Genomic DNA, 24,897 nt, shown 5'->3' with positions numbered 1-24,897 from the left:
ACCTGCCTTTCCTTTATATATTCTGATGGAAGGTTCTGGAGATCACTTCATCCTGCTGTTCTTTGGTCAGCTTGATAAAGTTTACAGCATAACCGGATACACGGATGGTGAGCTGCGGATACTTTTCCGGGTGTTTCTGTGCGTCCAGAAGTGTGTCCCTGTTGAATACATTTACGTTCAGGTGATGCCCGCCTTTTGCCGCATATCCATCCAAAAGTGCCACCAGATTTTTCTCTGCATTTCCGTTTTTGCCCAGGGCATCCGGTACGATGGAGAAGGTATTGGAGATACCGTCCTGGGCATCCATGAACGGCATTTTGGCAACCGTGGCCATGGATGCGACCGCGCCGTTGGTATCACGTCCGTGCATGGGATTGGCACCCGGGGCGAAGGCTTCTCCGGCTTTTCTGCCGTCCGGGGTGGAGCCGGTGTTTTTGCCGTAGGACACATTGGAGGTGATCGTCAGGATGGATGTGGTGGGGACACCTCCGCGGTACGTATGGTTGCCTTTGATATACTGCATAAAGGTATGAAGCACCTCCTGGGCGATCTCATCTGCCCGGTCATCATCGTTTCCGTATTTGGGGAAATCTCCTTCGATCTCAAAATCAACAGCGATTCCCTGTTCGTTGCGGACCGGCTTTACTCTGGCATACTTAATGGCGGAGAGAGAGTCCGCCACAACGGAAAATCCGGCGATTCCGGTGGCGAACCAGCGGCGTACTTCCTTGTCATGGAGCGCCATCTGCAGGCGTTCATAGCTGTATTTGTCATGCATGTAATGGATGATGTTCAGAGCGTTCACATAGACACCTGCCAGCCATTTCATCATGTCTCTGTATTTTTCCATCACCTCGTCATAATCCAGATATTCAGATGTGACAGGGCGGAATTTTGGGCCTACCTGCTGTCCGGAAACCTCATCTACACCGCCGTTGATGGCATAGAGCAGACATTTTGCCAGGTTGGCACGGGCACCGAAGAACTGCATCTCTTTGCCGATGCGCATGGAGGATACACAGCAGGCAATGCCGTAGTCATCCCCGTGTACCGGGCGCATGATATCATCATTTTCATACTGGATGGCAGAGTGGCGGATGGAGATTTCGGCGCAGTATTCCTTGAAGCTTTCCGGAAGCCCGGAGGACCACAAAACAGTCAGGTTCGGTTCCGGAGCAGCACCCAGGTTGTCCAGGGTATGAAGGTAACGGAAGGACATTTTTGTCACCAGAGGACGGCCGTCCAGTCCCATGCCGCCGATGGATTCTGTCACCCAGGTAGGGTCTCCCGCGAAGATCTGGTTATAGTCAGGGGTGCGGGCAAAGCAGACAAGGCGGAGCTTCATGATAAACTGGTCAATGATCTCCTGAATCTGGGATTCCGTGAAGGTCCCTTCTCTTAAATCCCTCTCTGCGTAGATATCCAGGAACGTGGAAGTGCGGCCAAGGCTCATGGCTGCCCCGTTCTGTTCCTTCACGGCTGCCAGGTAGGCAAAGTAAAGTGCCTGTGTGGCCTCCAGAATATTCTCAGCGGGTTTGGAGATGTCGCAGCCGTAAATGCGGGCCAGTTCCTTTAACATTTTCAGCGCGCGGATCTGTTCGGAGAGTTCTTCGCGCTCACGGATAACATCGGAATACATAATGCTGCGTGTGGTGGCTTTTTCTTCCTCTTTCTCCTCGATCAGGCGGTCCACACCGTAGAGGGCAGCCCTTCTGTAGTCGCCGATGATACGCCCTCTGCCGTAGGCATCCGGTAGTCCGGTGATAATATGATTGGAACGGCAGGCGCGCATTTCAGGGGTGTAGGCGTCAAACACACCGGCATTGTGCGTCTTTCTGTGAGTGGTGAAATACTCCACAACCTCAGGGTCCACATGGTAGCCATTGTCCTCGCAGGCTTTGACTGCCATACGGATACCGCCGTATGGCTGCATGGAGCGTTTCAGCGGCTTGTCTGTCTGCAGGCCCACGATCTTTTCCTTGTCTTTATCCAGGTATCCGGGGCCATGGGAAGTGATAGTGGAGACGGTTTTGGTGTCCATATCCAGAACCCCGCCCTTTTCCCGCTCCTCTTTCATAAGGGCAAGAACCTGCTGCCACAGGTCTTTGGTGTCCTCTGTGGCCTCTTTAAGGAACTTTCCGTCTCCCTTATATGGTGTATAATTCTGCTGGATAAAATCCCGCACATTGATCTCTTTTTCCCAGGCACCGCCTGTAAAGCTTTTCCATTCTGTTCTCATAAAGTATTTACCTCCTGCTGTAATCATGAATCAAAGCTGACAAAATTATGTGCAGCAGCCTCGAAGAAAAAGGTTACCAGATATTTCCAAATTGTATATTGTATACAAAATGTAACCTATGCTATATAAATAGCACAGCCAATAGTCTGTTGTCAATCTGGATTAAAAAAGTATTGAATAAAATACAAAGAGAGAAGGCAAAGAAGGTTTTTTGTAGTTGAAAGCGTGAAAGTATAATGATAAACTAGAACCATAAAAAGGAGGCATTACACATATGTTATTTATAGAGTATCCAAAATGCAGCACCTGCCAGAAGGCAAAGAAATGGCTTATAGAGAAGGGGATAGAGTTTGAGGACCGCCATATTATAGAAGAGAATCCCACCAGGGAGGAGCTGGAGACCTGGTATCACGCAAGCGGTCTGCCCCTGAAACGTTTTTTTAATACCAGCGGTATGAAATACAAGGAGCTGAAACTGAAAGATAAGCTGCCGGAAATGAGCGAAGAGCAGCAGCTTGACCTGCTTGCCACGGATGGTATGCTGGTGAAGCGTCCGGTGCTGGTGGGAGAATCTTTTGTTGTCACGGGGTTTAAGGAAAAAGAGTGGATGGAAAAGCTCGGTCTGTAAAAAAGAGGTGCGGAAATGGCAATTGAAAAAGTAAAGGAGTATTTCAGAGGTTTTGGCATGGAGGAGCGGATCATGGAATTTTCCCAGTCCTCAGCTACCGTGGAGCTGGCGGCAAAGGCTGCCGGATGCGAACCGGAACGCATTGCCAAAACCCTGTCCTTTTTGGTTGACGGCAGGACGGTCCTTGTGGTGATGGCAGGGGACGCCAGGGTGGACAACAAAAAGTTCAAGGATTATTTTCATACAAAGGCCAAAATGCTTTCTCCCGATGAGGTGGAAACAAGGACAGGACATGCAGTGGGCGGAGTATGCCCCTTCGGGATTCCGGCTGATGTACAGGTGTTTTTAGATATTTCCCTGAAGAGATTTAAGACAGTATTTCCGGCCTGCGGAAGTGCCAGCAGCGCCATAGAGCTGACACCGGGCGAGTTGGAAAAATACGCCGGCAGCCGGGAATGGATCGATGTATGCCGGGGATGGCAGCCGGAAAAGCCGTTTGTGCCGGAAAAGCCGTTTGTGCCGGAAAAGCCGTCTGAGTCAGAAACGCCGTCAGTGCCGGAAATGCCATCTGTGCCAGATACGCCGTCAGTGCCGGAACCGTCAAAAAAGTATCTGTCCCGTATGCCGGGGGGCTTTTTTATCTATGAGGCTGATGGCGACGAGAAGATCACCTATGTCAATGAGAACGTATTAAAACTTTTCCGGTGCAGGGATATGGAGGCTTTCCAGGCGCTTACAGGCGGTTCCTTCCGGGGAATGGTGCATCCCGGGGATCTGGAACGGGTGGAGAGCGAGATCATGGCGCAGATCGCGTCAGACACATACGATTATGTGGAATACAGAATCTGCTGCCAGGACGGAACGGTTTTGTGGGTGGAGGACTACGGACGCCTGGTGGAGGAAGAGAACGGAAAGTATTACTTTTACGTCTTTCTCGTGGACGCTACAGAAAAAATCAGGCTGCGGAAGCTGGTGAACCGCAGGGATCATCTGCAGAGGGTACTCACCACGCTGGCAAATGATGTGGATTTTGACATACACTGCAAAGACTGTACCATTGATGTCTATGGCTGCTTTGAGCAGCGCTTCGGAAGACCGCCCAGGAAGAAGGATTTCATTCCTTTTATGTGTGAAAACTGTGAGAAAAAGGGAGAGGTGAAGCTCTTTGTGCACAGTTATCCCATGGAGGAACAGAGCTTTGACAAGGAAGAGCAGGATGTGGTCATGGTGGACGGGGAAGGCAATAACCTGTGGACCAGATGCCAGATCGCACATTTTAAGGGGAAGGACGGCGGCTTTGACAGAAAAATCGGCAGAATGCTGGACACCCATGAGCAGACCATGCGGGAGATCTACTACCGACAGGGAGCGGAAAAGGACTGTCTGACCGGTATTTACAACCGCAGGTCAGGGGAGCGGCTTATCAAACGGCGGCTGAAAAGTATGGAACAGACCACCTCCTGTATGATGATCATGCTGGATGTGGACGGATTTAAAATGCTTAATGACACCTACGGGCATCCCTTTGGCGACAACATTCTTCTGCAGGTAGCCTGTGCCCTGCAGTCCACTTTCCGGAAAAATGATATCTGTGCCCGTATCGGCGGAGATGAATTTATGGTATTTTTGGAGGATGTCAGGGATAAGGGCGTCTGTCTGAAACGGCTGCAGCAGCTTGTCACATACACGCTGCAGGACGAGAGCGTGGAGCAGTACAATGTGACTCTGTCCGCAGGTGTATCTTACCAGACCGGCAGTAAGCTTTCCTATGAGGAGATGTACCGGCGTGCCGATGAGGCCTTGTATGAGGCAAAGCGGGCAGGAAAACGCTCCTTCAGGGTATACAGTGAAAATGACACTTGACAGGGCGTACTGCATAATATAGAATGAAATCTGCAGAGTATTCTGCTTAAAGAATGAAAAAGAAAAGAGGGATAGGATGATTCAGTAGTTTATGATTCGGAGCATGGAAGACAGAGCATTACCTGCACAGCAGGTCTGTTTTCGTTGCCGGAGAGTAGACTGACTGGAGAATGGTATCCCTATGATGATATCTTCAGCGAACCCGATATGGGTGCGCGTATTTAAGAGTCTGTTTTTCCGGTGGAGAAGCAGGCTCTTTTTATATCAGGAAAGAAGGTATGCATAATGCTGCAGATTAAGAATCTGACTGTTACACATAAAAAAGATATGAGAACCCTGGTGGAGGATTTTTCTTTTGTACTGAACAAGGGGGACAGGGCAGTCATGATCGGTGAGGAGGGAAACGGAAAATCCACCCTTTTAAAGCTTATTTATGACCCGGCTCTGGTGGACTCCTACGCAGAGTATACAGGGGAGATTGTCAAAAACCACATAAAGGCAGGGTATCTGCCCCAGGAGCTGGAAGAGCGGAACCGGGAGAAAAGCATCTGGGAGTTTTTCACGGAAGAATCAGACTTTTATAATATGTCCCCCAAAGAGCTGTCAAAGATAAGCAGGGAGCTTGGAATACCGGCGGATATTTACTATTCCCAGCAGAAGATGGGAGAGCTCTCCGGCGGAGAGAAAATCAAGCTGCAGATGGCGGGAATCCTCATGGGAAATCCCCATATCCTTCTGCTGGATGAGCCGTCCAATGACATTGATATCAGGACTTTGGAGTGGATGGAACAGTTTATGAACAGCAGTCATATTCCCATCCTCTATATCTCCCATGATGAGACATTGATCGAGCGCACAGCCAATGTCATCATTCATCTGGAGCAGATCAACAGAAAGACAAAGCCCAGGTACACGGTGGCAAAGATGGACTACAAAACGTATATGGAAAACAGGGCAAGAGGGCTCACCAATCAGGAACGCATCGCAAGAAAAGAGCGGGAGGAAGCTGAAAAACAGGAGGAACGGTTCCGCAGGATCCAGCAGAAAGTGGAGAGTGACCAGAGAAATATCAGCCGGCAGAATCCTCACGGAGGCAAGCTTTTGAAAAAGAAAATGCGTGCGGTAAAAGCCATGGAACGCCGGTATCAGAGGGAGGCGGAGGATAGGACGGAGATACCCGAGACAGAGGATGCTATTTTTATCCGTTTTCAAAAGGGCACCTCCATTCCAAACGGTAAGACAGTGCTGGAGTATTCTCTCGACAGACTCGCGGTTGGAGACAGGCTGCTCTCAACACAGATTCATCTGACTGTAAAAGGACCGGAAAAAATCTGCATTACCGGGGCAAACGGTACGGGAAAGACAACACTTCTTAAAAAAATTGCTGCAACCATGGAGGGGCGTACCGATATCCGGGCCGCTTATATGCCGCAGAACTATGAGGAAAAAATGGACGAAAGCAGGACTCCGCCGGAATTTCTTGAGAAGACGGGTGACAAAGAAGAAATCAGCAGGATACGCACCTATCTGGGCAGTATGAAATACACGGCGGATGAGATGGACCACTGCATCTCCCAGCTTTCCGGCGGACAGAAGGCAAAGCTGTTCTTTCTGAAAATGAGTCTGGACGGCAGCAATGTGCTCCTTCTGGATGAGCCGACCAGAAACTTTTCACCGCTCTCCGGGCCGGTCATCCGAAAACTGCTGGCTGATTTTGAGGGGGCAGTCATCAGTATCTCCCATGACAGGAAATATATGGAGGAGGTGTGCGATACCATCTATGAACTCACAGACAGAGGGCTGGAGAAGAAATGAGGATAGACAGGGAGTATTTGACAGATACAGGCAGGTGTGGTATTCTTATAGTCAGTTAATTCATCAGGGGAGCCTGTAGCGGCAGGCTGAGAGGAAGTAATCAACTTCGACCCTTTAACCTGATATGGGTAATGCCAGCGTAGGGAGAGAAGGACGATTCCGGGAGACGTGTTGGCGTCTCCCTTTTTGTGTTCGGCGGCCCTGTCAGGATGCAGAGAGGAGAACAGAAATGCTGGGAGAAATACTGGAAAATGTCAGAGAAAGATCGCCTCTGATTCAGAACATCACCAATTATGTAACTGCAAATGACTGCGCCAATATTACATTGGCCTGCGGCGCTTCCCCGACGATGTCGGACGGGGAGGAGGAAGCAGAGGAGATGGGGCGTCTCTGCGACGGCTTAAATATCAATATGGGAACTCTCCATCCGCGCTCTGTAAAAGCCATGCTTCTGGCCGGAAAAAGTGCTGCGGGTTTTGGCCGCCCCATTGTGCTTGACCCTGTGGGAGCCGGCGCATCCACATACCGCCGGGAGACAGCAGAAGAGCTGCTCAGAGAGATTCCATTTACTGCCATCCGGGGAAATATATCTGAGATCAAGACCATTTCCGGAGGCAGAAACAGCTCCAAAGGTGTGGATGCCGACGCAGCGGATGCTGTGACAGAGGAGAATCTGGAAAAGACCATAGCGCTGGCCAGAGACTTTTCAGGAAGGACAGGAGCTGTGATCGCCATAAGCGGCGCAGTGGATATTGTGACAGATACAAAAAACACATACATAATCAGAAACGGGCATCCCGTCATGGCAAAGATCACTGGCTGCGGATGTATGTTAAGCTCCCTCACCGCAGCCTATCTGGCTGCTAATCCTGACAGAAAGCTGGAGGCCGTGGCTGCTGCTGTCATCACCATGGGCCTGTGCGGGGAGAAGGCATATGAGAAAATGGCAGAGGAGAACAGCGGCAACGCAGGCTGCAGGAATCACCTGATCGATGAAGTATATAAACTGACCGGCCGGGAGCTGGAGAGAGGAGCAAAATATGAATTGCGTTGAGAAGAGAGAGTTGGTGAGGCGTGCCCTGCTTTTGTATGCCATTACGGACCGGTCCTGGGTGGGGGAAATGACACTTTACGAACAGGTTAAGGCGTCCCTGGACGGAGGTATCACGCTTCTGCAGCTCAGGGAAAAGGATATGCCGGATGATGAGTTCCTGCGCGAGGCAAAGGACATGAAGGCGCTGGCGGCCAGCTACCGCGTGCCCTTTATTATCAATGACAATGTGGGTATTGCGCTGGCTGTGGACGCGGACGGGGTACATGTGGGACAAAGCGATATGGAGGCGGGAAGCGCCAGGAAAAAACTGGGCCCTGACAAGATCATAGGCGTCTCTGCAAGAACCGTGGAGCAGGCTTTGCAGGCTGAAAAAATGGGCGCGGATTATCTGGGAGTCGGCGCGGTATTTTCTACCTCTACAAAAGAGGATGCAGATGTGATATCCCGGGAAACACTGCAGGAAATCTGCCGGGCTGTATCCATTCCCGTTGTGGCTATCGGAGGGATCAAGAAAGAGAATCTGATGCAGCTTGCCGGAAGCGGTGCCGCCGGAGTGTCTGTCATATCCGGTATCTACGGACAGCCGGATATCAGAAAAGCCTGTGAGGAGCTGCTGGCTCTGGCGAAGGAGATGACAGAAAAATGAGAGAAATAAAAGGGGCTGTCTTCGATGCGGACGGTACGCTGTTCGACTCTATGGGGCTGTGGGACCGGGCAGGGGAAATCTATCTGAGGCGGAAAGGAATCAGACCCGGGGAGGATACGAAGGAGCAGCTGGAGACCATGACCATGGAGGAATCCGCAGAGTATTTCCGCAGCAGTTACGGGATCCGCCTGGAACGCGATGAGATCATTGACGAATTCAACAGGATGATATATGACTGTTATGAAAAAGTGATTCGGATAAAACCGGGCGTTCTGCAGGTACTGGAGGATTTAAAGAGCCGTAATGTCAGAATGTGCATTGCCACATCTACGGACAGACCTCTGATCGAGGCAGCTCTTAAAAATAATGGGATTGATGGATATTTTACCGGCCTTCTCACCTGTACAGAGGCCGGAGCAGGCAAAAGAAATCCGCGCATTTATGAGCTGGCGATGGGGATTTTAGGTACAAAAAAAGAAGAAACTCTGGTGTTTGAAGATGCATATTTTGCCGCAGAGACAGCAAAAAAATCCGGGTTTACAGTGGCAGTTATACGCGATTTTTATTCGGAAAAGGACAGAGAAAAACTGTTGAAACTGGCAGATATTTATCTTGAAAGCTGGGAAGAATGGGGAAAAAACAGATGAAAAAGGTATTGACGATCGCCGGTTCGGACTGCAGCGGAGGAGCCGGGATACAGGCGGATATTAAGACAATAACCGTTCACAAAATGTACGCCATGAGTGTGATCACAGCTCTCACGGCACAGAATACAACAGGCGTATACGGCATCCGGGAAACAGATGCGGAGTTTGTGGCAAAACAGATGGACTGTGTTTTTACGGATATTCGTCCGGATGCAGTAAAAATCGGTATGATACCCAATGAAAAGATTATCCGTGTGATTGCAGAAAAGCTGAGAACATACCAGGTACAGGATGTAGTTTTAGACCCGGTCATGATTTCCACAAGCGGCAGCAGACTCATGTCCAAAGATGCGCAGGAAGCTCTGAAAGAAGAGCTTTTTCCTCTGGCAGCAGTGGTGACACCAAATCTTATGGAGGCGGAGGCACTCTGCGGATTTTCTGTCAGTACACCGTGTGAGATGGAGCGGGCAGCAGAAAAAATAGCGTGTTACGGTTCCGGCGCTGTCCTTTTAAAAGGCGGACATCTGGCAGATGGAGCTGATGACCTGCTGTATGAGAAAGGAAAATACATCTGGTTCTCTTCAAAGAGGATAGAAAATCCAAATACACACGGAACAGGATGTACACTTTCCTCGGCTATTGCCTGCAATCTTGCCGCTGGATACGCCCTGGAAAGAGCAATTAAGAACGCAAAAAATTATCTGACCGGTGCGCTGCAGGATGGACTTGATCTGGGTGCGGGCAGCGGTCCTTTGAACCACATGTACAGATTACCGCCTTTTGCAAATGGCTATCCATTCCGGTAATAAGTAATCTTTTCTGCAGCAATGTATACTAAAAAGAACATAAAAGTTCTATTCCTTTTATTGACAATTCTTAAAAAAATGCTTTATACTACAAGTGTTATATGACTGGCGGAAGTGGAATGAACCACAGGGAGTATAACGTTGATTTAGCCGACCGTCTGGGCAGAAGCTGTCTGGATAGGACCGGCTTTTTTTAATGAGTCCGGTCACATTACAGTACAGTTTCCGACACAATTATTGTCTTAGAAGGAGGACTTGCAAAGATGAATAACTTCAAACAATGGGATGGATTTAAAGGTAGAATCTGGAAGGAAGAAGTCAACACACGTGACTTTATCCAGCACAACTACGCGCCGTATGAAGGAAACCAGGACTTCCTGGAAGGACCCACAGAAGCTACGGAAAAACTCTGGTCTGCACTTTCAAAACTGCAGAAAGAGGAGCGTGCAAAAGGCGGCGTTCTGGATATGGATACGGAAATCGTATCCTCACTGACTTCCCATGGGCCGGGCTATATCAGTGAAGAATTAAAAGACCTGGAAAAGGTAGTGGGGCTGCAGACCGACAAACCGCTGAAAAGGGCATTTATGCCTTACGGTGGTATCAAAATGGCGGAAGATTCCTGCACATCCAATGGCTACACACCGGCTCCGGAACTTCATAAAATCTTTACAGAATATCACAAAACGCATAATCAGGGTGTTTTCGATGCGTACACACCGGAGATGAAAAAAGCCCGTCATAACAAGATTATCACAGGACTTCCGGATACCTACGGCCGTGGCCGTATTGTAGGTGACTACAGAAGAGTGGCACTTTACGGTATTGATTTCCTGATGGAAAAGAAAAAAGAAGATTACGATAACTGCGGCTGCGGTATCATGACAGATGAGATCATCCGTCAGAGAGAGGAAATCACCATGCAGTACCGCGCTCTGGCCGATATGAAGAAAATGGCTCAAAGCTATGGATACGATATCTCCAAACCGGCCGAGAATGCCAAAGAAGCAGTCCAGTGGCTGTATTTCGGCTATCTGGCAGCCATCAAGACACAGAACGGCGCTGCCATGAGCGTGGGCCGTGTGGGAACCTTCCTGGATATCTATATTCAGAGGGATCTGGAAAATGGAATGCTGACAGAGAAAGAGGCACAGGAACTGGTTGACCATTTTATCATGAAACTGAGAATGGTTAAATTTGCCCGCGTTCCTTCTTACAACCAGCTCTTCTCCGGCGACCCGGTCTGGGCTACCGTGGAGGTGGCAGGTATGGGACAGGACGGCCGTTCCATGGTGACAAAGACGGACTACAGAATCCTTCACACACTGGAGAATATGGGACCTGCGCCGGAACCGAACCTGACGGTCCTCTACTCATCCAGGCTGCCTGAAAACTTCAAGAAATATGCTGCTTATATCTCTGTGGAGACCAGTTCCATCCAGTATGAGAATGATGATGTGATGCGCCCTGTATGGGGAGATGATTACTCCATCTGCTGCTGTGTATCAGCTACACAGACAGGAAAAGAGATGCAGTTCTTCGGTGCCCGGGCAAACCTGGCAAAATGCCTCTTATACGCTGTCAACGGCGGTTTGGATGAGAAGTCAAGAGTGCAGGTTGGACCGGAATACAAACCGATCACCTCCGAATATCTGGAATATGATGAGCTGATCCGTAAATATGAGATCATGATGGACTGGCTGGCAGGACTCTATGTAAATACTCTGAACCTGATCCAGTACATGCATGACAAGTATTACTATGAAGCAGCGGAGATGGCACTGATCGATACCGATGTCCGCAGAACCTTTGCAACAGGAATCGCAGGATTTTCCCATGTGGTGGATTCCCTTTCTGCTGTAAAGTATGCCAAGGTGAAGGTGATACGCGATGAGGAAGGCGTGGCTGTGGATTTCGAGACAGAAGGAGACTTTCCGCGCTACGGAAATGATGATGACCGGGCGGATGATATTGCAGTCTGGCTGCTTCACACATTCCTTGAGAAGCTGAAAAAATACCCCACCTACCGCAATTCCGAGCCTACAACCTCAATCCTGACCATCACATCCAATGTGGTTTACGGCAAGGCCACAGGCGCTCTTCCGGACGGCAGAAAAGCAGGAGAATCCCTTTCACCGGGAGCTAATCCAAGCTACGGTGCTGAGAAAAACGGTCTTCTGGCTTCCTTAAACTCCGTTGCCAAGCTCCCGTATGAGTGGGCACTTGACGGAATTTCCAACACACAGACCATCAATCCGGGTGCCATCGGACATTCCGAGGAGGAGAGGATCAACAACCTGGTCCACATACTGGACGGATACTTTGACCAGGGCGCACACCACTTAAATGTAAATGTGTTTGGCATAGAGAAGCTGGTGGATGCCATGGAACATCCGGAAAAAGAGGAATACGCCAACTTTACCATCCGTGTATCCGGCTATGCGGTGAAATTCATTGACCTGACACGCGAGCAGCAGCTTGATGTGATTGCCCGCTCCGCACATGAGCGCATTTAGTTTGAGAAAAGGCTCCATCCATTCCATAGAAAGCTTCGGTTCCGTGGATGGACCGGGTGTCCGGTTTGTGATCTTTTTGCAGGGGTGCAAAATGCGCTGCCAGTTCTGCCACAATCCGGATACCTGGAGCACCAGTTCCATGGATATGATGTCAGCCGATGAGCTTTTAGGGCAGGCACTGCGCTATAAAGCATACTGGGGAGACAAGGGCGGAATCACTGTCAGCGGCGGGGAACCGCTGCTGCAGATGGATTTCCTGCTGGAGCTTTTTACCAAGGCAAAGGAGAATGGCGTGCATACGGTTCTGGATACATCCGGGAATCCGTTTTCCAGGCACGAGCCGTTTTTCCATAAATTCAACCGCCTTATGGAAGTCACGGATTTACTGCTTCTTGACATAAAAGAGATCGACAGCAAAAAGCATAAGATCCTGACAGGATGCAGCAATGAAAATATCCTGGATATGGCCGGATATCTGGCAGAAATCCGGAAGCCTGTATGGATTCGCCATGTTCTTGTGCCGGAGCGGAACGATTATGACGAAGACCTGATACGGCTGGACGCGTTTGTTAAAAGCCTGGGCAATGTACAGCGTTTTGAGGTACTGCCGTATCACACACTGGGGATTTTCAAATGGCAGGATATGCGTATTCCCTACCCCCTGCAGGGAATCGAACCGCCCACAAAAGAGCGGGTGGAGAATGCAAACAGACTGCTTCATACAAGTGAATATACAGGTTATCAAAACGCATAAAAAGAGCGGCAGCGGAAAGACACGGGATTTCTGCTGCCGCTGCCTGTTTTTAGGTATATCTGTAAAATATAGTAATCCGGCGTTGAGTTTGTCCCGGTTTTATGCTATGATTAGAAACTGGCACAGTGATGAACTCTGATGCGGAAGGGAGCTGTATGAATGGTACTTGACGTGATCTTGGATGCTTTGCTGGATACGGCGAAGCTGATTCCTTTCCTTTTCCTGACTTATCTGGTCATGGAATACCTGGAACATAAGACAAAAAATAAATCGAAACAGATTATGCGAAAGTCGGGACATTTTGGTCCCCTTATAGGCGGCATTGTGGGGGCGTTTCCCCAGTGCGGATTTTCCGCTGCCGCTGCCAGTCTTTACTCCGGCGGGGTTATATCCGCAGGAACACTGCTGGCTATCTTTCTCTCCACTTCAGATGAGATGCTGCCCATCTTTATCTCCGAATCCGTGGCTGCAGGCACAATCCTGCGTATTCTGGGACTGAAGATCGTACTGGGAGCTGTCTCGGGATTTGCCATTGACATATTATGGCGGTTCGGCGGCAGGAAGAGAAGAGAGCGGGAAGAATACAGACATATACACAGGGACCACCATGAAAAAGAGATCCATGATCTGTGTGAATCCGAACACTGCCACTGTGAGAACGGCAGCATCATCAAATCTGCTTTTCTCCACACCCTGCAGATCACGGTTTTCATATTCCTGGTTTCCCTGGGGATCAGTTTCTGCGTGGAGCTGGTGGGCAGCCATAATATCGGTTACTTTATCAGCAGCAAACCCCTGATCGGTGTGTTACTGGCTGCACTGGTGGGCCTTATTCCCAACTGCGCCTCCTCTGTGGTCATCACACAGCTCTACCTGACAGGAATCCTGGGAGCAGGACAGATGATGGCAGGACTTCTGGTGGGAGCCGGAGTGGGCGTTCTGGTGCTTTGCAGAACGAACAAAGGAATGAAAGAGAATCTGGGACTCATTGGAATCCTTTATGGGACAGGTGTGTTCTGGGGGATTCTCATAGAGATGCTGGGAATTGTATTATAATGAAAAAGGCGAGCAGTAAAAAGCTGACATTTCTGTATGAGATGCCAGCTTTTTTTGTGTCCATAAGATTTCCTATATCACCTGTATCCGGAAGGCAGTGGTCTGAGGCGGAATACTGGCCGTCTGGAAATTGGCATGGTTGATCCTGACCATCTGCCCGGGGCGGAGCGCCCGAAGGCTGATGGGATTTCCAAACCGGTTCAGAATAACAGTATCGTCCGTGACTGTGAACCGGATCTGGCTGTTGATATCATTGGGATTTCCCGTAAAGAGGAACCTGTTTCTCAGGTCAATGGAAGCAATCCGTCCATCCGTGGTATTGGTCTGCGGGCGGGGATTTCTCCTGACAAGAAGGAGAAACGCATTGGCCTGGGGCGGGATACTTCGCGTCATCCGTGAGGAAAATACGGCATTTATCCACATACCCTGCCGAAGCTGACAGGCGTCAACACGCTGTCCGAACATATTCAGAATCACAGTGTTTCTGCCTATATTCAGACGTAAGGTCTGTATGGAAGTGGTCTGATTTGCCTCGGGAACGGCATAGGAGATAAGGATATGACCGATCGAATTATTAAAACAGAATACCTCTTCAATCAATGCATTATCTATGCGCATAATATTGCCCTGCTGAATGATTGTACCGCGGGGGTCATTGTTCATAATATGTGTACCTGAACATTATTTGTTGGTTTATTATATGCAGATCGTTTGATATTGTTATTGCATAAAAGTTTGGATAGGGGATGGAAAATACGGATGGGGGAGTTTTGGAAAATAAGAATTTTGTCAGCAGAAAATTTATATATAAATGAATCGTGAAATTCAGTTAATTTAGGTTGAGCCAGCAAGGAATACAAAATAAACCCCGCCGACTTAGCTGTAACATCAATCATAGCTCTGACTAATTGATATACAGATTACGAATACCTGCTGTTGTGGATCACAGCCAGGTATTCATAAGACAGTGCAGTGATATTCTGGTTTAAGCAGCACACACATTAACGGCCTGCATGCCGCGGTTTCCTCTGGTCAAATCATAAGTCACGGCCTGGCCGTCCTCAAGAGATTTGTAACCGTCACAATTAATTCCTGAGAAATGTACGAACACATCAGATCCGTCTTCCCCTGTAATAAATCCGAAACCTTTTTCTGAGTTAAACCATTTTACTGTACCTTTATTCATGAAAGATACCTCCTAATTTTTATATGCATTTTACAAAACAAAAAACGCATATAACAGTAAATCATGAATAAAAGAATGACTTACGGATATATGCGAAATCAAGGCTTTATCAAAACACTTGTTACAGATTAACATAGAAAATGGGGAATGTCAAGCAGAAAATGAAATGTCTTTACCAATATTTTCGTCATGTATTTATACCATGTGGTTTCAGGTGCCGCTGTTCACAATGCTGTGTATCGCAGCTTGTGAACAGTTATGCCGCTGCGATACACAGCGGAGAAGACTCTTTATGTGAAAGTCTGGATGTGATAATCCAGAAATCTTTCCGCCATAGTATAATCTCTTTTTTTTATGGCATTTAGAATCATTTCATGTTCCTGATAAATAGAATCTACCTTTGCACTGTCTTTTCCGTTAGACGTAAGCCTCTGTATGATGGTTTCCAGATGATTGACGGCAAGAGCAGAGATGGCATTAAAAATGGAAATAAAAAAAGGATTTCCGGATAAACAAACGATAGCCTTATGAAAATCAATATCTTTTAAAGTCCTTTCATGGACAGAGGATGAATCGGCATAGGCAGATAATTTTTCATCCAGAGAAAGGATTTCCTCTTCGGAAGAGGAAGCGATCACGCTTTTGACTGCCCCAAGTTCTATCCATTTACGAAATTCCATGAATTCATCAAGAGCTCCATCATTCAATATGAGCATAATAGAAAGTACATCTGTCAGGGAACTTTCCGCGTTATTTACAATATAATTTCCCTCCCCATGGCGTTTCTCTACAATCCCGATCATTTCCATTGCCCGAAGGGCTTCACGGACAGATGTTCTGCTCAGATGAAAGAGAGTGGTCATATTTCGTTCAGAGGGAAGTTTATCCCCGCATTTTAATTCACCGTTTGCAAGCATTTTCTGTAATTCACTGATAATTATCTGATAACCTTTCGGTTCTGATTCTTTTTCCATTTGTTTTCCTCCGACCATTTAACGTAAGATGGCATGAAATACCATTTACCTAATAAAATATCATTTTATAAGAAAAAAATCAATGGTGTTGTGGGAGGGATTGTAAATAATATACAAAAAATACGTGCCAAAAATCTGCATATTTTACAAATAGAGAAAATGATATCTGAAAATTATTGACAACTGGTCGTACCAGTGTATAATGTACTTAATAACTGGTATGACCAGTTCGCGCGCGGGGCTGGTGAACGGAAGGAGGTATTCCTTTGAGTGGTTTGGATATCGGTATTATTGTTTTTTATATGGCAGGTATGCTCTTTATAGGTATATATTCCGGTAAAAAACAGCAGGATTCAGATGATTATTTTGTGGCAGGCAGAAAAGCAGGTGTGTTTTCCATTACATGTCTGTGGCTTTCTTCCTGGATAGGAGGTGCTTCTATTGTGGGGACTGCCGAGAGAGCGTATTCCATGGGGATAACGGCAGTCTGGTATGTGGTTGTCATTGCAGTCAGTCTTGTGATTTTTGCGTTTACGTTTACAGGAACCATAAAAAGGCTGAGTACAAAATTGAACTTACTGACATATCCGGATTTTATTGAAAGCAGATACGATTCCAAAACGAGAATGGTGGCAACCATCTGTACAATTCTGGGTATGATCGGGTTTGTGGCGAGTCAGTTTCTGGCAGGAGGGAGTACATTAAGTGCGCTGACAGGATGGGACACAAAGGTTTCATTGATCGTAGTTGCAGCAGTGATCACATTTTATACTGCTTTCGGGGGTCTCCTTGCGGTCACCTACACGGATTGGGTACAGACCGTAATCTTACTTCTGGGTATTGTGATCCTCGGGGTTCCGCTCAGCATTATGCATATGGACGGCGGTATATCAGCGATTCAGTCATTGCCGGATTCCTATATGAATCTCGGAGCATGGGGGTGGCCAAGTATCATCGCACTGGGATTAACGACCTTGTTTTCCTTCTATACAAATATGGATGGATATACCCGGTGTATAGCGGCAAAAGATGTGAAGACATCCAGAAGAGGCTCTCTGCTGGCTGCTGCGGGAATTTTCATCATTGCGGTGTCAGCCACCTTTTTAGGACTGAGTACAAAGGTTATTATGCCTGATCTGCCGGATAGCAGAAATGCGCTGTCTTATTTGATCATCCATATATTTCCCCAGGGACTGCGGGGAATTGTAGTGGTAGGAATTATAGCTGCCATAATGTCTTCAGCAGATATTTTAATGCTGACAGCATCTACAAATCTAACGAAGGATATCTATCAAAGATATATCAACCGGGATGTGACGGATAAAAAAATAAGACATTTAAGTACGTGCTGTTCCTTTGGAATAGGATTTGTGGCATTACTTTTTGCAATGTACCGGCAGGATATTATTGATGTTTTGTTTATTGCACTGACGATTAATTCTGCCGGATTATTTCTTCCAACCGTTCTCGGAGTGTGCTGGAAGAAAGCGAACAGCAGCGCAGCTTTTTATTCGGCGGCCTGTTCTTTGGCAGTCGTACTATTTTGGTTTTTGGGCAATGCCCTTAAGTGGGGGAAAATTTTTGAGACAGACAGTTTCTGGCCCGGGCTTGCGGTGTCAGCGCTGCTCTTTTTCCCGATCAGTATTTGGGGCAGACAGACACCGGAAGAGAAAGCAAAACTGAAAGTATTTCAATCAGCAGGAAAACAAGGAGGTAAAGAAGAATGAAAGTTGTATTTACAGTATTTCCAGAAACAAAAGACAGAGATTTACAGACAGAGATCAACTGCCTGCCCCCGGATGCGGAAATATTGAGGGCAGTGTATGAACCGGAACATTTAGATGCTTATTATGAGATTTTAAGCCAGGCAGATGCAGTGATTTCAGACTTCGCGCCTATCAGAAAAGAAGCAATTGACAGAATGCAGAAATGTAAAATTATTGCACTGGAAACGACAGGCTTTAACTTTGTGGACGTAGAATATGCAAAAAGCAGGGGAATCGCTGTGACAAATGTATCAGGCTACTGTACACAGGAAGTGGCTGACCACACTTTGGCTCTGATTCTTTCTCTGGAGCGTCGTTTCCCTTATCTGAGAAGGAGAATTGAGGAAGACTACGCATGGGAAATGGAAACTATTCAGAAAATGGGAGTGCACAGAATCGAGGGGCAAACACTGGGAATCATCGGATTTGGCAAAATCGGTAAAGCGGTTGCGCAAAGAGCCCGGAGTTTCGGAATGAAGATCGTGGCCTATGATCCATATGTGCCAAAAGAGGTTATGGACAATATGAATGTGAACCGGGCAGAGCTGGATGAACTGCTGGAAATTTCGGATATCATCAGTGTACATATGAACCTGACAGAAGATAATGAGGGGCTTTTGAACATGGATATGTTCCGTAAGATGAAAAAACAGCCGTTTCTCATCAATGTAGCCAGGGGCGGAGCTGTCGTAGAGGCAGATTTGGTACAGGCCCTGGATTTGGGGCTGGTAAAAGGTGCAGCGCTTGATGTTCTGGAAAGTGAAACCCCGGATTTAACTAAGAATCCGCTTCTGCACAGGGACAATGTAATTTTAACACCGCATACAGCCTTTTATTCGGATGAGGCATACCGGATATCACTGGAAATCGGAGCGTACAATGCGAGATATTACTGTGAAGGGAAAATGGGCCAGGTGCAGAATTTATTGTAGACAGAGGAGGAAATTATGGAGAAAGTAATACTTCATCTTCACCGCTGCAAAGCCTGCGGAAGATGCATAGAGGAATGTCCCAAAGGGGCAGTCAGCAGATCTGGAAAAACAAATAAAAAAGGGTATGAAGTCGTGGAAGTCAATCAGGAACTGTGTGTAGCCTGTGCCACATGTTACACGGTATGTCCGGACTATGTATTTGAAATCTGTTCCGGGAAAGTACAGTGAGAAGAGGAGGGACAAAAGTCTATGGAAAAGGTATTGATGAAGGGAAATGAAGCGCTGGCTGAAGCTATGATCCGCAGCGGGTGCCGTTTTTACAGCGGCTATCCCATTACGCCCCAGAATGAGATACTGGAATATTTAAGCCAGCGGATGCCGGAGGCAGGAGGAACCTTTATACAGTCCGAATCAGAACTGGCAGCCATTAATATGGTATTAGGAGCAGCAGCGGCAGGCGCCAGAGCCATGACTTCTTCTTCCGGCCCCGGTTTTTCACTGATGCAGGAAGGGCTTTCCTATCTGATCGCAGGAGATATTCCGGCTGTGATCGTGGATGTAGCCAGATTTGGAAGCGGTATCGGAGAAATCAGCCAGGGACAGTGCGATTATAAGCTGGTAACAAGAGGAAACGGACACGGAGATTCCCATCTTCTGGTATTAGCCCCGGCATCTGTTCAGGAGAGTGTGGATCTGATGATGCAGGCATTTCCTCTGGCTGAGAAATACAGACACCCTGTTATCATCCTTTCAGACGCGGCAATCGGGCAGATGGTAGAACCTGTGTGTCTGCCGCCGCAGGAAGAGGTAGATATTGACAGAGATGACTGGACTGTAAAAGGATGCAAAGGCCGGCAGGAATCAAAGAAAATCACAAATGTTTTCTATTATATGGATGATTACAATACATTTCTGAGAGAGAAATATGAGGAAATGAAAAAGAATGAGCAGAGATGGGAGAGTATTCTCACTGAGGACGCAGAGCTGATTCTAGTAGCATACGGAATCAGTGCCAGAGTCTGTAAGGAAGCTGTCTCAAAAGCAAGAAAACAGGGAATCCGTCTGGGTCTCATCCGCCCTATTTCTATTTTTCCGTACCCTGTGGACGCATTTGCTGATTTGGGAGAAAACTGCAGAGCGTTTATGACAGTGGAGATGAGTATTACCGGTCAGATGGCAGAGGATGTAAAGCTGTCTGTGCAGTGCCGATACCCTGTATATACATACGGGACAGGAATAAAAGTGCCGAGAAGTATGGACATTGTTGAAAAAGCGGTACAGATATTAGAAGGAAAGATGGAGAGGGAGGTGTTTTAAATGATGGTAAAGGCGCCGGAAAGAATAACATATACGGACGGACATTCTTTTTGCCCGGGATGCGGCCATGGAATTGCCATCCGTTTGATCGGAGAAGTGCTCCAGGAGTTAGGGCGGGAGGAAGAAGCAATCGCCGTACTGGATGTAGCCTGCGGAGGGATGCCCATTGATATCTGGAGATATGACACAATAGAGGCAGCACATGGAAGACCGGTTCCCACAGCAGTGGGAGTCAAGTTTGCCAGGCCCCAAAATCCCGTCATTGCCTATCTGGGAGACGGTGCTGCTTATTCTATTGGAATTGCCGAGACAATCCATTCTGCAAGAAGAAATGACAATATTACTGTAATTGTCCTAAATAACTGTGTGTTTGGAATGACCGGAGGCCAGATGTCTCCCACCTCACTTCAGGGACAGGTAACCAGTTCTTCCATACATGGAAAAAGTATGGAAGAAGGAGGAGGCACACTGGATGTGGTTTCACTTCTCAATAAAATGGATATCGCCTATCTGGCCAGGGCTTCCTTTTGTGATGCGGCGAATATCAGAAAGGCAAAGAAGTATATAAAAAGGGCTTTGGAAAAGCAAATGCAGGGAGCAGGATACAGCCTTGTGGAACTGCTTTCTCCCTGTCCCACAAACTGGGCAATGGAACCGGTGAAAGCAGCGAAATATATCAAAGATACGATTATGCCCGTATTTCCTGTTGGAGAATTTATTGGGAAGGAGGATGCCAGCTTATGAATAAGGAAATAATTTGTGCCGGATTTGGAGGACAGGGTGTATTGACCGCTGGGTTGATCCTCGCAGAAGCGGGCTTCCGGAAGGGGCAGAATCTTACGTGGTATCCCTCCTATGGTTCTGAGATGCGTGGCGGGACAGCCAATTGCAATGTGAAGCTGTCGGATGAAGAGATTGGAAGTCCTTACTGCAATGAACTGGACATTCTGCTTGCCATGAATGCCCCTTCCGTGGAACGGTTTGAGCATATGATAAAGCCTGGAGGAATTTTGCTGTATAACAGAGATATGGTGGAGGCAGACAAAATTACACGGCAGGATATCACGGCCCTTTCCGTACCGGCAAATGAATTATCTGCCGGTGCAGAGAATTCCAAAGGTGCCAATCTGGTTATGCTGGGAGTTCTGGAAAAGGCCACAGGGATGTTCGGAAAAGAGGAGCTTGCCGCTGCGATTGCCGCCTATTTCGACAAAAAGGGCAAAGGAAAATATCTGTCGGCCAATATAGCGGCTTTTGATGCAGGATACAGACTGTATTCATAGAAAGCGGGGGAAGAAATGGAACTGAATAAGCTGCTGCGCCCACAGAAAATAGTGATTGTGGGAGCCACGGAGAGAGAAACGATGGCGGGTTTCGCGTCGAGAATGTTTCTGGAACAATGCAGGGAACGGATGGAAGATCTGTATCTTGTGAGCTTGAAAAATGACAGGGTATTCGGCGTTCCCTGCTACCGGAAGATATCGGATATTCCGGGGAAAATAGACCTTGCTGTCATCTGTACACCGAAAACTACAGTACCGGCATTATTGGAAGAAGCCGCTGAACAAGGAGCAAAAGGCGCAGTTGTTTTTGCGAGCGGCTACGGTGAGACAAAGCTGCCGGAAGATGTCAGGATGGAGGAGGAATTGACAGCAAAGGCAAAAGATTTGGATATTGCTGTTATGGGACCAAACTGCGCGGGATTTTTAAATTTCGTGGACCGGGTTTTTGCCTTTGGTTTTCTGTTCCAGGCCAGGGAGAGTGCAGGAAAAATCGGCCTGGTATCTCAGAGCGGTCAAGTCTGCATGGGGCTGATGGAGAGTGCCAAGGGGAGCTTTTCCTATGTGATATCCGCAGGAAACAGTAAAATTGTGACTATGGAGGACTATCTGGAGTTCCTGGTGGAGGATGAGAATACAGAAGTTGTAGCTGCTTATATGGAAGGAATAAAAAAGCCGGAAAAGTTCGCGCAGGTACTGCACAGAGCAGTGGAAAAGAGAAAACCGGTTGTTATCCTAAAAGCGGGACGCTCCCAGAAAGGCAGCAGAGCTGCCGCCTCACACACCGGAAATCTCAGTGGATGTGATAAGCATACGGATGCGCTGTTTAAGAAGTTTGGAGTTATCCGGGTGGAGGATTTGGAGGAACTTCTTTCTGTCTGTGCTGCAATTGTAACGCTCCCAAAACTGCCGGAAAAAAACAGTCTGGCATTTGTAAATATATCAGGAGGGGAGACAACAATCTCAGCGGACGCAGGTTCCCTGTACGGTCTGGAACTTCCTGATTTTTCCGAGGAGACCACAGAACGGCTGAAAAAGGTTCTGCCGCCCTTTGCCACAGCGCAGAATCCCATGGATTTAACCGGTGGAAGTGATGGGAATACCTTTGAACAGGTGGCAGAAATCGTGATGGAAGATCCCCAGGTAGAGATGCTGGTAACCTCTCTGCAGATAACAGAGAAAATTAGTGATATCACAATTTACGATTACCTGGAAGGTCTGATCCGTTACTGCATTCGACATCCGGAAAAGCCGGCCGCTGTAGTTCCGCTCATTGAATCCGGAAGAGAGAAAGAGGTTCTTGAAAAACTCAAAGCTGCCGGTGTTCCCATACTGCCGCCGCCGCATTACGGATACCGGGTCATACGGCATTTGATGGATTACACTGCATTTTTAAAAACTGCTGAAAACCGTACCGGTACAATTGCCGCACTGCAGAACAAACAGGAGGAAGACAGAATCGCACTGTCCGAGCATCAGTCAAAGCAGATTTTTATAGATTATGGGATTCCATGTCCGAAAGAAAAACTGACGGTTACCTGGAAAGAAGCGGCGGCCTGCGCGGCAGAAATGGGCAAAAAGGTGGTCTTGAAAATCGAATCCAATGATATCCTGCACAAGTCAGAAATAGGCGGAGTACGTGTTGGGATTCAGGGAGAACAAGAGATAAAAAATGCCTTTCAAGGTATCATGGAACGTGCAGAACAAGAGCGCCCGGATGCAAAAATCAATGGCATACTGGTTCAGGAGATGCTGGAAGAAGGTCTGGAAATGATAATCGGTGTTACCTGTGACCCCAATCTGGGACCAATGATCCTTCTGGGAATGGGTGGTATCTTTACAGAGATCTTCCAGGATGCAGTCCTGTATCCTGCCCCCATAAATCACTGGGAAGCAGAAGAGATGATAAGTTCCCTGAAGAGCAGCAGGCTGCTTGCGGGATACCGGGGACAGTCGCCTCTTGACATAAAAGCTTTGGCAGACTGCCTGGTATCTGTGAGCCGTCTGGCAGAAGATTACAGGGATAAACTGGTGGAGATGGATATCAATCCAGTTTTTGTATATCCGGAGGGAAAAGGAGTAAAAGCTGCGGATGGATTAATGGTGTTATGCCGGAAACCCTAAAAGGGAGGTTTATGTATGAAGAAAAAAGGTCTTGGGGGATGGGTAACTGGGGCATTGATGATTGCAGGCATCTGCTATGCGGCGTCTTATTCGCTGCCTTATATCAAAGGGATTTTTTATGATCCCATGATGGAGGCAACCGGTGCTACAAACACACAGCTTGGACTGATCATGTCAGTGTATGGATTTGGAAATGTGATATTTAACCTCATAGGAGGCTTTGTCACAGATAAACTGGATTATAAAAAATGTATTATTGTATCACTGCTTGGAACCACGGCTCTTAGTGTATGGCTGGCATTGGCACCGTCAGTGATCAATATGTATATTATATGGGGATTGTTTGGTGTTACTACATTTTTTGTGTTTAACCCATCTATTTTTAAACTGCCTCGTATGATAGTGCCGGAGCATCTGGTTGGTGAATCGGTTGGCATGTTTTCTTTTGCACAGTCAATCGGCTATATGGTTATCAACTTTACTTCTTTATATGTATATAATCTCGCAGAAAAATCTGTGGGACAGGTCCCTGCATTTTCAACAGTTGTGTGGGTTTATGCGGGATTTACATTTGTATCCGCCCTGGGATGTATTTTCATATTCAGGAAGGTAGAGGATGTGAATACGGAAGGAGATGAGAATGAGAAGTTTACGTTCTCCCAGCTGGCATTGGTTATGAAGGAACCTGGGCTTTGGATGATGATCATATGCGGGTTCTGTATGTTTTCAACCATGGCTACCACGTCTTATTTTGTACCGTATTTTAATGATGTGTTTGGCGTTGCGGTGACATTTTCCGGAGTGCTGGGAGTGCTGAATCTATACGGAGGAAGGTTGTTCAGCCCTATTCTGGGCAAGATTGCAACGAAGACGAAATATGTCTCCAGAATGGTAATATTCGGAACTTCCGCGCTGATTGTATTTCTTATATGTATTCTTCTTTTTTCTGCAAAAGTTCCGTTGGGGGTTCTGGTGGCAGTGTCTCTTATTACCGGAATCGTGTGTACCTTATTTACCAATATTTGTCTGGCACTGCCTCCGGAAACAAATGTTGCCAGACAGGCCAGCGGTACGGCAATGGGTTTATACGCGGCTCTTGCTTACTCACCGGATTTGTTCCAGCATTCCCTGTTTGGGTTCTGGCTAGATCACTATGGAAACAGAGGATATGTGTTTATGTTTATATATACAATCATTCTGCTGGCTGTCGGAGGAACAAGTGCGGCTGTACTTTACAGAAGGAGTAAGAAGGCACGGTTATTTGAGGAAAACTGAATAAAATATTGTTGAGGAG

Annotated in this window: 22 protein-coding genes, 1 pseudogene and 2 riboswitches; of the genes and pseudogenes, 19 read left to right on the top strand and 4 right to left on the bottom strand. The window is 47.4% G+C overall.

Going from position 1 to position 24,897, the window contains the following annotated elements; all coding sequences use genetic code 11:
• Positions 1 to 13: 13 nt before the first annotated feature.
• Complete coding sequence (pflB, locus tag LC508_RS06595; RefSeq protein WP_103730926.1) at positions 14 to 2,239, bottom strand: formate C-acetyltransferase; 2,226 nt, start codon at positions 2,237 to 2,239, stop codon at positions 14 to 16.
• A gap of 274 nt (positions 2,240 to 2,513) precedes the next feature.
• Between pflB (LC508_RS06595) and LC508_RS06590 the strand changes: the two genes are divergently transcribed.
• From LC508_RS06590 to LC508_RS06540, 11 genes and pseudogenes are all read left to right on the top strand, one after another.
• The gene (locus LC508_RS06590) at positions 2,514 to 2,867 is read left to right on the top strand and encodes an arsenate reductase family protein (protein ID WP_033140491.1); all 354 of its coding nucleotides are present in this window, start codon (positions 2,514 to 2,516) and stop codon (positions 2,865 to 2,867) included.
• A 15-nt stretch (positions 2,868 to 2,882) separates the two neighbouring features.
• Positions 2,883 to 3,347, top strand: a pseudogene (locus LC508_RS28545) (YbaK/EbsC family protein); the annotation flags it as partial.
• A gap of 81 nt (positions 3,348 to 3,428) precedes the next feature.
• Positions 3,429 to 4,730 (top strand): sensor domain-containing diguanylate cyclase, encoded by a 1,302-nt coding sequence (locus tag LC508_RS06580; RefSeq protein ID WP_334295357.1) that lies wholly within the window; start codon positions 3,429 to 3,431, stop codon positions 4,728 to 4,730.
• A 285-nt stretch (positions 4,731 to 5,015) separates the two neighbouring features.
• On the top strand, positions 5,016 to 6,545 hold the full coding sequence (locus LC508_RS06575; RefSeq protein ID WP_103730929.1) for an ATP-binding cassette domain-containing protein: 1,530 nt from the start codon (positions 5,016 to 5,018) through the stop codon (positions 6,543 to 6,545).
• Between the two features lie 55 nt (positions 6,546 to 6,600).
• A riboswitch (TPP riboswitch) is annotated at positions 6,601 to 6,708 on the top strand.
• A 66-nt stretch (positions 6,709 to 6,774) separates the two neighbouring features.
• On the top strand, positions 6,775 to 7,599 hold the full coding sequence (gene thiM, locus LC508_RS06570) for a hydroxyethylthiazole kinase (protein WP_054351114.1): 825 nt from the start codon (positions 6,775 to 6,777) through the stop codon (positions 7,597 to 7,599).
• Positions 7,586 to 8,245 (top strand): thiamine phosphate synthase, encoded by a 660-nt coding sequence (gene thiE / locus LC508_RS06565; RefSeq protein ID WP_033140488.1) that lies wholly within the window; start codon positions 7,586 to 7,588, stop codon positions 8,243 to 8,245. Before thiM ends, thiE begins: the two co-directional genes overlap by 14 nt.
• A complete protein-coding gene (locus tag LC508_RS06560; protein ID WP_054351115.1) occupies positions 8,242 to 8,892 on the top strand; it encodes an HAD family hydrolase in 651 nt (216 codons plus the stop codon). Before thiE ends, LC508_RS06560 begins: the two co-directional genes overlap by 4 nt.
• Positions 8,889 to 9,698, top strand: a complete 810-nt coding sequence (thiD, locus tag LC508_RS06555; RefSeq protein WP_033140611.1) for a bifunctional hydroxymethylpyrimidine kinase/phosphomethylpyrimidine kinase — start codon at positions 8,889 to 8,891, stop codon at positions 9,696 to 9,698. Before LC508_RS06560 ends, thiD begins: the two co-directional genes overlap by 4 nt.
• Positions 9,699 to 9,789: 91 nt before the next feature.
• A riboswitch (ZMP/ZTP riboswitch) is annotated at positions 9,790 to 9,869 on the top strand.
• Between the two features lie 92 nt (positions 9,870 to 9,961).
• Complete coding sequence (gene pflB, locus LC508_RS06550) at positions 9,962 to 12,214, top strand: formate C-acetyltransferase (protein WP_103730924.1); 2,253 nt, start codon at positions 9,962 to 9,964, stop codon at positions 12,212 to 12,214.
• The gene (gene pflA / locus LC508_RS06545; protein WP_033140485.1) at positions 12,201 to 12,968 is read left to right on the top strand and encodes a pyruvate formate-lyase-activating protein; all 768 of its coding nucleotides are present in this window, start codon (positions 12,201 to 12,203) and stop codon (positions 12,966 to 12,968) included. Before pflB (LC508_RS06550) ends, pflA begins: the two co-directional genes overlap by 14 nt.
• Before the next feature lie 159 nt (positions 12,969 to 13,127).
• The gene (locus LC508_RS06540; protein ID WP_103730923.1) at positions 13,128 to 14,024 is read left to right on the top strand and encodes a putative manganese transporter; all 897 of its coding nucleotides are present in this window, start codon (positions 13,128 to 13,130) and stop codon (positions 14,022 to 14,024) included.
• 72 nt (positions 14,025 to 14,096) lie between these two features.
• Here the strand turns inward: LC508_RS06540 and LC508_RS06535 are convergent, their stop codons facing one another.
• The 3 genes from LC508_RS06535 to LC508_RS06525 all read right to left on the bottom strand — a co-directional run bounded on the left by LC508_RS06535 (position 14,097) and on the right by LC508_RS06525 (position 16,184).
• Positions 14,097 to 14,687, bottom strand: coding sequence for a hypothetical protein (locus LC508_RS06535; protein ID WP_033140483.1), 591 nt, complete (start codon positions 14,685 to 14,687; stop codon positions 14,097 to 14,099).
• Positions 14,688 to 15,009: 322 nt separating this feature from the next.
• The gene (locus LC508_RS06530; protein WP_033140482.1) at positions 15,010 to 15,210 is read right to left on the bottom strand and encodes a cold-shock protein; all 201 of its coding nucleotides are present in this window, start codon (positions 15,208 to 15,210) and stop codon (positions 15,010 to 15,012) included.
• Positions 15,211 to 15,500: 290 nt separating this feature from the next.
• Positions 15,501 to 16,184, bottom strand: coding sequence for a FadR/GntR family transcriptional regulator (locus tag LC508_RS06525; RefSeq protein ID WP_033140481.1), 684 nt, complete (start codon positions 16,182 to 16,184; stop codon positions 15,501 to 15,503).
• A gap of 266 nt (positions 16,185 to 16,450) precedes the next feature.
• Here LC508_RS06525 and LC508_RS06520 point away from each other — a divergent pair, with 266 nt between their 5' ends.
• Genes LC508_RS06520 through LC508_RS06485 form a run of 8 tightly spaced genes read left to right on the top strand, consistent with a single transcriptional unit; the run spans position 16,451 to position 24,878 of the window.
• On the top strand, positions 16,451 to 17,911 hold the full coding sequence (locus LC508_RS06520) for a sodium:solute symporter family protein (protein WP_033140480.1): 1,461 nt from the start codon (positions 16,451 to 16,453) through the stop codon (positions 17,909 to 17,911).
• The gene (locus LC508_RS06515) at positions 17,908 to 18,882 is read left to right on the top strand and encodes a C-terminal binding protein (RefSeq protein ID WP_033140479.1); all 975 of its coding nucleotides are present in this window, start codon (positions 17,908 to 17,910) and stop codon (positions 18,880 to 18,882) included. The genes LC508_RS06520 and LC508_RS06515 overlap by 4 nt, the downstream gene beginning before the upstream one ends.
• A gap of 15 nt (positions 18,883 to 18,897) precedes the next feature.
• On the top strand, positions 18,898 to 19,110 hold the full coding sequence (locus LC508_RS06510) for a 4Fe-4S dicluster domain-containing protein (protein ID WP_054351121.1): 213 nt from the start codon (positions 18,898 to 18,900) through the stop codon (positions 19,108 to 19,110).
• Between the two features lie 21 nt (positions 19,111 to 19,131).
• The gene (gene vorB / locus LC508_RS06505) at positions 19,132 to 20,199 is read left to right on the top strand and encodes a 3-methyl-2-oxobutanoate dehydrogenase subunit VorB (RefSeq protein WP_033140477.1); all 1,068 of its coding nucleotides are present in this window, start codon (positions 19,132 to 19,134) and stop codon (positions 20,197 to 20,199) included.
• Positions 20,200 to 20,943: a thiamine pyrophosphate-dependent enzyme gene (locus LC508_RS06500; RefSeq protein ID WP_054351122.1), complete on the top strand. Its 744-nt coding sequence runs from the start codon at positions 20,200 to 20,202 to the stop codon at positions 20,941 to 20,943.
• Entirely contained in the window at positions 20,940 to 21,482 is a 543-nt protein-coding gene (locus tag LC508_RS06495) for a 2-oxoacid:acceptor oxidoreductase family protein (RefSeq protein ID WP_054351123.1), read from the top strand. Before LC508_RS06500 ends, LC508_RS06495 begins: the two co-directional genes overlap by 4 nt.
• A 15-nt stretch (positions 21,483 to 21,497) precedes the next feature.
• Positions 21,498 to 23,603: an acetate--CoA ligase family protein gene (locus LC508_RS06490; RefSeq protein ID WP_103730921.1), complete on the top strand. Its 2,106-nt coding sequence runs from the start codon at positions 21,498 to 21,500 to the stop codon at positions 23,601 to 23,603.
• Between the two features lie 15 nt (positions 23,604 to 23,618).
• A complete protein-coding gene (locus LC508_RS06485; protein WP_054351127.1) occupies positions 23,619 to 24,878 on the top strand; it encodes an MFS transporter in 1,260 nt (419 codons plus the stop codon).
• Positions 24,879 to 24,897: the final 19 nt, after the last annotated feature.

The organism is Blautia parvula (assembly GCF_020215665.1).
Classification (GTDB): domain Bacteria; phylum Bacillota; class Clostridia; order Lachnospirales; family Lachnospiraceae; genus Blautia; species Blautia celeris.
The sequence above is the reverse complement of the archived record's forward strand: the minus strand, read 5'-3'. Positions and strand labels throughout refer to the sequence as shown.

Coding starts and splice junctions, on each gene's coding strand:
- LC508_RS06535 (WP_033140483.1), bottom strand. CDS start 14,687: ATGAACAATGACCCCCGCGGTACAATCATTCAGCAGGGCAATATTATG.
- LC508_RS06490 (WP_103730921.1), top strand. CDS start 21,498: ATGGAACTGAATAAGCTGCTGCGCCCACAGAAAATAGTGATTGTGGGA.
- pflB (WP_103730926.1), bottom strand. CDS start 2,239: ATGAGAACAGAATGGAAAAGCTTTACAGGCGGTGCCTGGGAAAAAGAG.
- pflA (WP_033140485.1), top strand. CDS start 12,201: ATGAGCGCATTTAGTTTGAGAAAAGGCTCCATCCATTCCATAGAAAGC.
- LC508_RS06540 (WP_103730923.1), top strand. CDS start 13,128: ATGGTACTTGACGTGATCTTGGATGCTTTGCTGGATACGGCGAAGCTG.
- LC508_RS06530 (WP_033140482.1), bottom strand. CDS start 15,210: ATGAATAAAGGTACAGTAAAATGGTTTAACTCAGAAAAAGGTTTCGGA.
- LC508_RS06515 (WP_033140479.1), top strand. CDS start 17,908: ATGAAAGTTGTATTTACAGTATTTCCAGAAACAAAAGACAGAGATTTA.
- thiM (WP_054351114.1), top strand. CDS start 6,775: ATGCTGGGAGAAATACTGGAAAATGTCAGAGAAAGATCGCCTCTGATT.
- thiE (WP_033140488.1), top strand. CDS start 7,586: ATGAATTGCGTTGAGAAGAGAGAGTTGGTGAGGCGTGCCCTGCTTTTG.
- LC508_RS06485 (WP_054351127.1), top strand. CDS start 23,619: ATGAAGAAAAAAGGTCTTGGGGGATGGGTAACTGGGGCATTGATGATT.
- vorB (WP_033140477.1), top strand. CDS start 19,132: ATGGAAAAGGTATTGATGAAGGGAAATGAAGCGCTGGCTGAAGCTATG.
- LC508_RS06500 (WP_054351122.1), top strand. CDS start 20,200: ATGATGGTAAAGGCGCCGGAAAGAATAACATATACGGACGGACATTCT.
- LC508_RS06495 (WP_054351123.1), top strand. CDS start 20,940: ATGAATAAGGAAATAATTTGTGCCGGATTTGGAGGACAGGGTGTATTG.
- thiD (WP_033140611.1), top strand. CDS start 8,889: ATGAAAAAGGTATTGACGATCGCCGGTTCGGACTGCAGCGGAGGAGCC.
- LC508_RS06560 (WP_054351115.1), top strand. CDS start 8,242: ATGAGAGAAATAAAAGGGGCTGTCTTCGATGCGGACGGTACGCTGTTC.
- LC508_RS06580 (WP_334295357.1), top strand. CDS start 3,429: ATGCCATCTGTGCCAGATACGCCGTCAGTGCCGGAACCGTCAAAAAAG.
- LC508_RS06510 (WP_054351121.1), top strand. CDS start 18,898: ATGGAGAAAGTAATACTTCATCTTCACCGCTGCAAAGCCTGCGGAAGA.
- LC508_RS06590 (WP_033140491.1), top strand. CDS start 2,514: ATGTTATTTATAGAGTATCCAAAATGCAGCACCTGCCAGAAGGCAAAG.
- LC508_RS06575 (WP_103730929.1), top strand. CDS start 5,016: ATGCTGCAGATTAAGAATCTGACTGTTACACATAAAAAAGATATGAGA.
- LC508_RS06525 (WP_033140481.1), bottom strand. CDS start 16,184: ATGGAAAAAGAATCAGAACCGAAAGGTTATCAGATAATTATCAGTGAA.
- pflB (WP_103730924.1), top strand. CDS start 9,962: ATGAATAACTTCAAACAATGGGATGGATTTAAAGGTAGAATCTGGAAG.